General features: G+C 40.3%; 8 protein-coding genes and 1 pseudogene. 8 read left to right on the top strand and 1 reads right to left on the bottom strand.

The features are described from left to right. Nucleotides 1–111 precede the first annotated feature (111 nt). The 8 genes from G1O98_RS32920 to G1O98_RS32955 all read left to right on the top strand — a co-directional run bounded on the left by G1O98_RS32920 (nucleotide 112) and on the right by G1O98_RS32955 (nucleotide 10164). Complete coding sequence (locus G1O98_RS32920) at nucleotides 112–390, top strand: hypothetical protein (RefSeq protein ID WP_163937391.1); 279 nt, start codon at nucleotides 112–114, stop codon at nucleotides 388–390. Beyond that, complete coding sequence (gene mobV / locus G1O98_RS32925; RefSeq protein ID WP_163937394.1) at nucleotides 378–2183, top strand: MobV family relaxase; 1806 nt, start codon at nucleotides 378–380, stop codon at nucleotides 2181–2183. Before G1O98_RS32920 ends, mobV begins: the two co-directional genes overlap by 13 nt. 240 nt (nucleotides 2184–2423) lie before the next feature. After that, entirely contained in the window at nucleotides 2424–4079 is a 1656-nt protein-coding gene (locus G1O98_RS32930) for an IS1182-like element ISNpu1 family transposase (protein WP_163937397.1), read from the top strand. Between the two features lie 705 nt (nucleotides 4080–4784). Beyond that, nucleotides 4785–6323 carry a PqqD family protein gene (locus G1O98_RS32935; protein ID WP_163937400.1) on the top strand — a complete coding sequence of 513 codons (1539 nt, stop codon included), beginning with the start codon at nucleotides 4785–4787 and terminating at the stop codon, nucleotides 6321–6323. Nucleotides 6324–6361: 38 nt separating this feature from the next. Further along, on the top strand, nucleotides 6362–7630 hold the full coding sequence (locus G1O98_RS32940; RefSeq protein ID WP_163937404.1) for an ATP-grasp domain-containing protein: 1269 nt from the start codon (nucleotides 6362–6364) through the stop codon (nucleotides 7628–7630). A 15-nt stretch (nucleotides 7631–7645) separates the two neighbouring features. Then, nucleotides 7646–8365 carry a class II glutamine amidotransferase gene (locus tag G1O98_RS32945; RefSeq protein WP_207794520.1) on the top strand — a complete coding sequence of 240 codons (720 nt, stop codon included), beginning with the start codon at nucleotides 7646–7648 and terminating at the stop codon, nucleotides 8363–8365. A gap of 3 nt (nucleotides 8366–8368) precedes the next feature. Next, nucleotides 8369–9178, top strand: coding sequence for a hypothetical protein (locus G1O98_RS32950; RefSeq protein WP_163937409.1), 810 nt, complete (start codon nucleotides 8369–8371; stop codon nucleotides 9176–9178). 107 nt (nucleotides 9179–9285) lie between these two features. Continuing rightward, entirely contained in the window at nucleotides 9286–10164 is an 879-nt protein-coding gene (locus tag G1O98_RS32955; protein ID WP_163937412.1) for an EamA family transporter, read from the top strand. Here G1O98_RS32955 and G1O98_RS32960 read toward each other — a convergent pair. Beyond that, a pseudogene (locus G1O98_RS32960) lies at nucleotides 10148–10389 on the bottom strand (hypothetical protein); the annotation flags it as partial. The gene G1O98_RS32955 and the pseudogene G1O98_RS32960 sit on opposite strands and share 17 nt — an antisense overlap.

A 10389-nucleotide genomic window follows, 5' to 3' on the forward strand; every position in this document is an offset into this window, starting at 1 on the left:
TTTTGGTGCAGATTTAGAGCAGAATGGCACTATCTAAGTGCAGATATTGCACCAATTTAGCACAATCTGGCACTCGTAATTCACCTCGGTTCATGACCTTAAATGCTGATTTTGGCTGACCAAATTGTGCCAAGTTGCTCAATATTTGTGCTGAGTTGCACTATTATTGTGCCAAGAGGTCGCGCGAGTGGGGGAGTGGGTGCTGTTGCCGCAGAATTTCGCTTCGGTGTACCATGTTGGTGGTGTACTCACTACACTTTTGCGCCCTGCGGGTGGGCTGCGCCCATCTTTCGCTTCGCTCAAGACGCAAAAGTTACGTTCGCCCCTGCGGGGAGTTTGCACCCCATTGGCACACCTGTAAAATCCGAGAAAAAACAATGGTGGCTTTAGCGATTCTGCGCGTTGAAAAACTCAAGTCTTTCGGCAACATTGGCGGCAGCGAGAAGCATACCGCACGTTTACAAGATACCCCAAATGCCGACACCACTAAAAAAAATATCCGGCTGATTGGCATGGAGGATGATTCACCGCTTGAAGTTTTGGTGAAAAACAAAATAGCCAACACAACTTTACACAAACCGCGCAAGGATGCCGTGCTGTGTAGCGATATTTTTCTTTCAGCATCCCCAGAATATTTTCGCCCCTTAGACCCATCAAAGGCAGGCGAATGGGATAATCCCCGAATGTTGGACTTTGTTAAGGCTTCTCGCAGTTGGCTAGTCAACAACTATGGTGATAAGTGCGTCAGGGCAGAGTTGCATTTGGATGAAGCGACTCCCCACATTCATGCCTATGTTGTACCCATCAACGAGAAAACTAAGCAGTTAAGCCACAAAGAAATGTTTGGGGGTAATGGTCGCACTGCCAGCATTAAGTTATCCAAACTCCAAGACAGTTATGCTGCTGCACTCGCTCCTTTGGGCATTGAACGAGGGGTCAAGGGCAGTAAGGCAACCCACACCAAAGTAAAGGAGTATTACCAAGCCGTTAACAGTGAACCCCTCACTGCCGTCTGGTCGAATAAAAAACTTGAACCCGAACCGCTTGAATCCGCTACAAATTACGTTGCTCGGATTCAGAATGATCACCAATTTCATGTCCTCAACCACCAACTGGCTGACCGCGCTTTCATGCAAGAGCGACTAGAACGGGCGGAGCAACGGGCAAGAGCCAGCGAGAAGGAACGACAGCAACTAGAGAAGCGGGTGCGATCGTTAGAATCTCAGACCAATCAACTGCGCGACTTGCCCTTGGAGGATGTGGCTTGGGAGTTGGGGCTACACAATAGCCAAGGAAAATGGAAGGGTCACGGACACATCATTAATATAGATGGGCCCAAATTCTACGATTTCGCCCCCGATCAGCAGAAAGGCTCAGGTGGTGCAATTGACTTGGTGATGCACGTTAACCAGTGCAATCTGCGGCAGGCGGTTGTCTGGTTACATGAGCGATTTGGGGAAGCTGGGGCAGAACGAGCAGCGATAGCAAAAAGTCGTCAAGTGACTGCTGAAATTATCCAGTTAGAACCACGCGACAAATTCAGGCTACCAGTTGAGGATAAAAGCAAGTGGTCTTCTGTCTCCAACTACCTGACCCAGAAACGGGGGATACCTGAAAATTTTGTGGAACTTCTGCATAAAAGGGGGTTAGTTTACGCTGATGATCAGCAAAACGCTGTATTCGTCATGCGGAATCTTAGCGAAGAACCCCAGGCAATAGGAGCATTCCTGCGGGGAACACGGGGCGAGAACAACACGTTTAAGGGCTACGAGAAAGGAACAGTTAGGCGTGAGGGCTGGTTTCACTTCCGCTTAGGCGGACAGCCAACTGAACCTGTAGAGAAAGTGGTGCTTTTGAAATCGCCCATCGATGCCGTGTCTTTTGCCATGCTGGAATATCAGCTTAGAGGCGACGTGCCACCCAATAGAACTTTGTACATGGCGGTAGATAATCCCAAAAGCTTACCAGTAGAGCAATTGCAGAATATTCCTAATGTACAAGTGGCATTTGACTCGGACGATTCTGGTAATGCAGCTGCACGAGTTGTTAAAGAACTACTGCCACAGTCCAAGCGGCTCAAATGCAAAGCTGACGATTGGAATCAGCAGCTACTCGATTATGGGCAGCAGTTAAAGCAACAGCATCAGCAACAGCAGGAGCAGGATTATGAATTGAGTCTTTAATAGTCAGCGTTCTAGTTGTAGCGACCTGCAATTATAAATGCCCAAACCTGCAATCAAGACATTTTGTCGGTGGAAGGATAATATTGCCGGAATGGCTTGCTTATGCTTCCAATTAACTTCGGCAAAATTATAGGTTCTTGGCAACTTTTGATACTGCTGGCGAAATATTGCTTAACAAATAAGTTGGCTCCATCAAGAGTTATTTAGGATCTAAAAAGCGATCGCTTGAGGTATCATTCGATGTCACTGAATCCACAACCGGGCTATACTGTACCAGCAGAAACGGCTAAAGTTGCCAAAGCTATTTTTACGAAGGGTAACCTCTGCATCACGATGGCAGATCGCCTTGACTCCTTTGTGAGCGACCAAGATTTTAGTACATTGTTTTCTCACCAGGGACAACCTGGAGTATCACCGATGCGATTAGCTCTGGTGACAATATTGCAGTACATAGAAGGACTCACAGATCGTCAAGCCGCTGATGCTGTCCGAAGCCGAATTGATTGGAAGTACCTACTATGTTTAGAACTAACAGATAAGGGGTTTGACCACACTGTTTTGAGCGAATTTCGCACTCGCTTGATCGCTCAACAAGCTGAAGGTTTAGTGTTTGATCAACTCCTTAGCTGGTGTCAACAACAAGGCTGGCTGCAAGCAAGAGGTCGCCAACGGACAGACTCCACCCATGTTGTCGCAACTATTCGGGCAGTGACACGACTGGAGTGTGCTGGAGAAACGCTGCGGGCTGCATTAAATGCGCTGGCCGTTGTTGCACCTGCTTGGTTGCAAGCTCAAAGCCAGCCAGAATGGATAGAACGTTATAGCGAGCGCATGGAAGACTATCATCTACCGACTTCAAAAGCAGCGCGAGAGGAACAAGCTCATGTGTATGGCGAAGATGGAAAACAGCTGCTTGATGCGATCTTTGATGGTCATAGTCCAGAATGGTTACAACAGGTTCCAGCAGTCGAAACACTACGACGAGTATGGGTACAGCAATACTATGTATGTAATAACAAGATTCATTGGCGAACCGAGCAAGGAATACCGCCAGCTACATTAATGATTAGTTCACCCTATGATTTAGATGCTCATTATTCAAAAAAGAATACAACATCATGGGTAGGATACAAAGTTCATTTGAGTGAAACTTGCGAACCCAATTCCTTACATCTGATTACAAATGTTGAGACGACAGCGGCACCTATTGCTGATGGTGATGTGACTGAAGCAATTCATACTTCACTTGCTAACAAGGATTTGCTTCCCAGTAAGCATATCGTTGATACGGGATATCTAGATGCTCAATTGTTGGTAACTGCTCAACAACAGCATCAAGTTCAATTGCTAGGGCCGACCCGCGCAGACCTACGCTGGCAATCCAAAGCAGGTAAAGGATTTGCAGCGAGCGATTTCAAAGTCGATTGGCAACAAGAGGTTGCCGTTTGCCCCGAAGGTAAGACGAGTACATCTTGGACACCTGCAATCGATGGTCGAAACAATGAAGTAATTAAAATTAAGTTTGCACGAGCTGACTGCGCCAATTGCCCCAGCCTGCATCTGTGTACTCGCACCAAAGAAAAGCGACGGTTGGTTACACTTCGTCCAGAAGCACAGTACAAAGCATTGCAAGCTGCACGAAAACAAGCAATGACTGACGAGTATAAGGCAGACTATGCTCGACGGGCTGGAATTGAAGCTACTCTCTCTGAAAGCATTCGCGCTCATGGACTCCGCCATGCTCGATATCTTGGATTAGCGAAAACTCATCTGCAACATTTGATGACAGCAACGGCAATTAACTTCAAGCGTATATTTCACTGGCTGTCCGGTATTCCACAAGCGACCACGCGAACTTCGCAATTTGCAAAGCTTATGGCTCAGTCGGTAGGTTAAGCAATATTTCGCCAGCAGTATCAAAAGTGGACAAGACCCTTAATCCTGGCTCAACTGAAATTATAGTTGCAAATAATCCTGGCTGAGAACAACGATGATTGCAGGTTGGGTGATTTATAATTGCAGGTCGCTACAGCTAGGAGCAACGTTTCTCCTAACCCAAATGAAGAGAAATAGACGTTGACGCAATTGAGAAATACCATCGCGTAAAAATACCCTATCTCTCATCTAGTTTTGCTTCTTCAGAGTACAGTACATACTCTAAATAATTATGCAGTTTTCTGTAATGAGGCGATCATATTTGTGCATTCTCCAGGTATCAAAACTGCACACAAATAAGCAGAAAAGTTGGATGTGTAACATTAACTTTTAATTTAATGTATAACTCATCGCCAACAGTAATATTACTGGCTGGGTACCAATGAGGTGATGGAAGATTTATCCAAATACCTATATTTAGGGGGTAAATGAGCAATCGCACAGCTTAACTTTCGGTATCACTGCTCATTTCACCCCATTTACCCCTAGTGGAGGGAGTAGAAATACAGGGCATTATAAAAACATAGAAAACACACGCTGAAATTTACTTACTTTTGTAGTTTTGTAAAGATAAAACAGGAAGTTGCATAAAGCTATTAACTTGACCTTATTAACTTATACAGCCTCCTGTAAGCATAAAATAACAACCTTAAAACACTGCTAATTATGTCATTCCATAGTTCTATAGTAGACAATAAAGAATTATTTTCTTTACGTAATAAACTTTTTTCTGAACTAAGCCATTTTTTTAGTTCAGCTAAACTTGAAGGTGTAAAAAATTGTGCTATTAAACTTCAAGAAATACTTCCTAAACAATCCCCTATTGAACAAAACAAAGTTCTTGTAGCCTATGGAGGAGGGAAAGACAGCTCTTATATGCTTACCTTTGTAAGGTTGGTGCAACTCATTCTGTTCAAATGGAATGGAGAAACTTTTCAAATACGTGTAGTAACCAACCGCCACGCTGGTATGCCAACAAGTGTAATGGAAAATATCCATCGAGTGTATTGCGCTTTACAACTCTATGACGACCCGGATGTTGAACTCTTACTTATCGATGGGAATAAAATCAGTCTTTTTAACCGTTCTCTTCCACTTCCCTACAATATTGTTAGTCAGAATCGGCAAGACATCTTGATGACTGGACATCGAACTCAAGCAAATTCCCGTCCTACATTCTGCAATGCCTGTAACATCAGTATGGTTAACTCTTTTGGAATTGCTTCCTGCTATGACGGTGGGGTAGATGTGATCATTACAGGTGATTCTCGAAAAGAACAAAGAGCTTATATGGTTTGGGTTAACCGTCTTGTCCAAAAAATAAGTCCAGATTTATCACCTAGTGGACATGGATTTAGGGATTTTCTTAAGAACTTAGATATAGTTTCTCAAAGCTATTTCCGGGAAATTTACGGTGATAAGGCCAATCATGAAATTAAAGAGCATAAAATAATTAATGATGACATAACTATAGATACATTATTCTTTTCTATATATAATTACACAGAATATTCTGCTGGGAATCACTGGGAGCTACTAACAAAGTATTTAGGGTTTGAGTTTGATGAACTTGCGTTCAGTTTTTCTGAGTCTGACTGTGCAAATCCTGCGCTAATGGCCCACCTACGTGGGCTAAAATGTGAACACGTTTATGGTAGAAGTTATGCTGAAGGCATAGAGGAATACGTCAAGTTTGCCATATCATTAATGCGTCAAAAACAATTTCCTGAGTTCCTTATAGATCAAATTATTCAGCGTTATAGTACCGCCGAGTCAATAACATTGATGCGTAAGAAGATAAATGATTTTGCTTTTGAAGCTTTTGGTATAACTGAAGAACAGTTAATTTGTATGGTTTATGCTCCATTTTCAGAAAAAGGCAAAAACCTTGAGACATATCTTTTGAAAGAACAACCAAAGCTTTTGCCTGAACTGGACAATATTCACCAAGTTCTTGATGGGAGGGAAGAGGAGAAGACATCACAAAAATCTAGCGATATAGCTAATAATTTATATCATCTAAGTGGGCTTACGTTAGAAAAATTAAGGAGATGTTATGATTCTCCACTGCTGGGATTAAATGATAAAAACGCCAAACTTGAACTAGTGAACTTAATTTTAGGGAGAGATCCTCATAAAGGAATAATAGAAACTCGTCATAGCCCAGATGGTCCGACTGTATATGAAATGATTTCTGGGAGATAAATCTAATTAAGAAGAGTTATGTTATCTGGGAGTAAAATATGTTTGTCCAAGTCGGAGCAACTCGTGATGGATTAGATCCCTATTTAGATGCATCTTCACGTCGGGATATGAAAGCAGTTCTCATTGAAACACCAGACTATCTCCAATGGCGTCAAAACTTGGGACGGCGGACTTTTGATATTGAATTACCTGTTAACCAGCCGAATGATCCTAATCAAATTCTAAATGTACTAAGCGACCTAAGCAAAAATGTAAAATTAATTCTACCTGGGTTTGAGAGTTATGTCAAAAGTGTGTATGCTGTAGCTGAAACATGGAAAATTCCGCCGTGGCAAGAAACGATATATCCTCATTTTGTTCCCCCTAACAAATGGGAACAAAGAAGACTTTTGTCTCAAAAAGCTTCTGTAATTCTACAGCCAGGCTACATGATACTTTCATTACAGGATGCTAATGCAATTTCATTAGAAAATCTCAAATATCCTCTTGTTATTAAGCCTGTTAATAGTGGCGGCGGACTTGGAGTTTTTCTTGTAAAAGACTCTTTACAGTTGGATAAATCTTTAGCTGAACTAAAAAAACTAACAAATTACGACGGAAATATTTTCGACAAAATTATTGTTGAAGAATACATTTCAGGAGTAGAGTATTCTGTCCAAGGCATTTCTCAGGAAGGTACGGTAGTAATTATAACCGTATGCGAAAAGTTTATTTTGAAAGAAGATATTCCAGGAACTAACAATATCTCTGGATTTCGAGAAATTGGTCATATAGCAGCCTGTGGAAGTTGGAGCAGTTCAGAAATTCAACAGTTTGCTCAGTCATGTATTGATGCTGTTGGATATTATAAAGGCCCATTTCACATTGACGTTATACAAAACGACCAAGGCATTTACTTTATAGAGATGGGCTTCCGACTTTCGGGTGGAGGGCTAGTCAATCTTATTGAAAAAGTTACAGGAATTAATTGGGGTGAGTCCTCCTTTGCTGTCCATTTAGAAAACCGCTTTCTGCTACCCTTTACTTCTACCAATAACAAATTTATAGGTCAAATCATAGCTATCTCTCCTGAAGAAATGAGAATGGCTGAACATTTATATAGTATGGGATTGCCTATTACAATTGAAAAATTTCCACCTCTAAAACCCTTATCTCAACTACCTAGATTTATTCCTAAAAGTTTAGCTGCTGATGTTATGCGCCATACAGGTTCTTTAGGACGAATTACGGTTTCGGCTCAGAGTTTAATAGAGGTAAAAAATTTACTTCAAAAGTGTATTTCCGTGCGTTTGAACCGTCAAAATTAGGATGAATGTTGCACTATGTGTCGGATGATTCTTGCTCTAGGTAGTTTTTCAACACAATCTGTACTCAACGCAGCCCTTTCAATGAGTGAAGGTATGACAGCATCTCATGATGGCCCTATTTGCCGTCATCCAAATGGATGGGGTGCTTTATGGAGAAACAGTTTGGCCTCTCACGGATTATCTGTTCACCGAGATACACGTTCTATTAAAGAAAGCCTTAGACAATCTTTACTTCACGAAATTGAAACTGACTTTCTTACAATTCATGTAAGACATGCAACCCTTGCACATAATCAAGGCATAGAATGCACTCATCCTATTACACGACAAGGAATGCTTGTCCCTTGGTATCTTTTCCATAACGGTTTTCTCCCTACTGTTTACCAAAAGCTGGGACTTGAACGCTCAACCTTTGATTCTGGAGAGTATTTTGATTATATTATTCCTCCAACACAAGATAAATTTTCTGATAACCTTGAAATCATAAAAAAATTAGAAAATCTTGCACCTGGAGGAAGCTCTGCTAATGCTATTGTAGTAAATCCAAAAAGAGCGTATGTAATTCATTGGACTCCTAAAAACACTCGCTTTCCCTTATATTTCACAATGTATAAAGTGCAAACAAAATCTGCATTTTTCATTGCCTCTGAAATTATTTCTAAAATTGCCCCTTATGAATGCTGGCATCCCCTAACTCAAGGGGAAATTATAGAGCTTCCACTGACGCATAAGTAAAATATGAAAAACATAGATAAGGCTTGGAAGGAAATTGTTTATACTTCTGGTGATCATCCACTAGATATTAATGCTTTAAGAGGAATTACTGAAAACAAATATGCAGCAATTATTCTCAAAAACTTTCTCAATGAGAACATTATTGATACTACTCTTAAAGTAATACAGCATAACATTGAGCAAGCAATTGTTACTCAGTATTGCAATGGAACTCTTACTACAATAGGTTCTTATCTTGCAAAGTATTTGAACCAACCAGACAAATATTTTAGAGAAGCTCAAGCAAATAGTTCATTATTCCCAATGCAGTTTGACATATCTATTTATGTAAGAGAAAAACTACAGCATATTTTTAATTTACAAAGTCTAAAAATAGCACAAGAACCAGATGGGCGAACATATGCACCCTTTATTGTAAGAATCCATTCTGATGGAATTATGAATCCTCTTCATAACGACAATATTATGAGAGATGCTAAATCAACAGATTTATTAGTTGCTAAACTTAAATATCAACTCAGTTGTATTATTTGCATTCAAGAATGTGACACTGGAGGTAATTTACGCCATTATATGAAGTCTTGGAATCCCGATGACGAAAAGTATAAAATCAAAAACGGAATAGGATATGATTATGAAGTTGTAAAAGAAAAGCCTTGCTTCGTTTTTAAACCAAAGGTGAGTGATATTTATCTCATAAATCCTACTAATTACCATGAAATTGATCGAGTATCAGGTCAAACGCGTATTACTGTAGGTTTTTTTATTGGTTTTTTTGACGATGAGCTTAAAAATGGTATAGTTTGGAGTTAATAATAATTAATTTTTAAGTTGCATACATATTCTAACCAAAATCTAATAATTGTACTTCAAGAAAACTGATACATCTTTAAGTAGCCTATTCGAGAGGAATAAAATAATTGAAAGCTAAAGATACATTTCTCGCAATACTTGTTGCCCTGATTTGGGGGCTTAACTTTGTTGTGATCAAGGTTGGACTGGATTCATTTCCTCCACTTCTATTCTCATGTCTTAGATTTACTGTAGCAGCCTTTCCTGCTGTAATCTTCTTTAAGAGAGGACAAATATCATGGAAATGGATTTTGACAATAGGTTTTACTTTAGGTGTTGTTAAGTATTCTTTTCTATTTATAGGTATTAAAGTGGGGACACCCGCAGGACTTTCTTCTCTCCTGATTCAATCGCAAGTTCTTTTTACTTCTCTTCTATCCGCTAGAATATTGAATGACGCTCCAGTATTATGGCAAAAGATTGGTATAGGTGTTGCTTTTAGTGGGATTGGACTAATTGCTTCTAGTATGATTAGTAGCGCTAATTTATTGGGTTTTTGCTTAGTATTAATGGCATCTTTAGCTTGGTCTTTCGCAAACATTTTTATAAAAATGGCAGGAAACGTTGATATGTTCAAGCTAATGATATGGATGAGCCTTATTCCTCCACTACCACTACTTGCTTTATCAATAATTTTTGAGGAAGGGCAGAAGGATGCTCTTGCTCATATCAACCTTCTTGGGATAGGAACTATTTTTTACACAGGATTAATCGCTACTGTTCTTGCCTTTGGTATCTGGGGGCGGCTATTAAGGAGGTATTCAGCAAATATTGTGACACCTTTTGCACTGCTTGTTCCTGTGTTCGGATTTCTTTTTTCGGGTTTGTTCCTCAATGAAAGAATTACTACAATAAATTTAGTAGCATCACTATTGATTTTGATTGGCTTAGTTCTTATTGTTTTTGGAAGAAAAACATCAATCAAGCCTCTTATAAATAATATGTAAAATTGGGAAAAAAACTTAATACATCCCATTGTCGCTTGGAGTAGTAAAGTGGGTATTCATAGCTACCGATAGTAACAGTGCTTTGTCCATCTGAACTGAAATTGACCAACCCAGTAATTACCCCAACAGCTTGAAATATTGCTGCTGTCGATTCAATTTCTGTTGATGTTGACGTATCAACATTTACTTGCTCTTCATCGGATGGAGTTTCAACTGTCGGTACTG

Source organism: Nostoc sp. UIC 10630, from assembly GCF_010747425.1.
In the GTDB taxonomy this organism is placed as follows: Bacteria; Cyanobacteriota; Cyanobacteriia; order Cyanobacteriales; family Nostocaceae; genus Nostoc.

Excerpts from the sequence above, each read along its gene's own strand:
- mobV (WP_163937394.1), top strand. The coding sequence starts at position 378 with ATGGTGGCTTTAGCGATTCTGCGCGTTGAAAAACTCAAGTCTTTCGGC.
- G1O98_RS32930 (WP_163937397.1), top strand. The coding sequence starts at position 2,424 with ATGTCACTGAATCCACAACCGGGCTATACTGTACCAGCAGAAACGGCT.
- G1O98_RS32935 (WP_163937400.1), top strand. The coding sequence starts at position 4,785 with ATGTCATTCCATAGTTCTATAGTAGACAATAAAGAATTATTTTCTTTA.
- G1O98_RS32940 (WP_163937404.1), top strand. The coding sequence starts at position 6,362 with ATGTTTGTCCAAGTCGGAGCAACTCGTGATGGATTAGATCCCTATTTA.
- G1O98_RS32945 (WP_207794520.1), top strand. The coding sequence starts at position 7,646 with ATGTGTCGGATGATTCTTGCTCTAGGTAGTTTTTCAACACAATCTGTA.
- G1O98_RS32950 (WP_163937409.1), top strand. The coding sequence starts at position 8,369 with ATGAAAAACATAGATAAGGCTTGGAAGGAAATTGTTTATACTTCTGGT.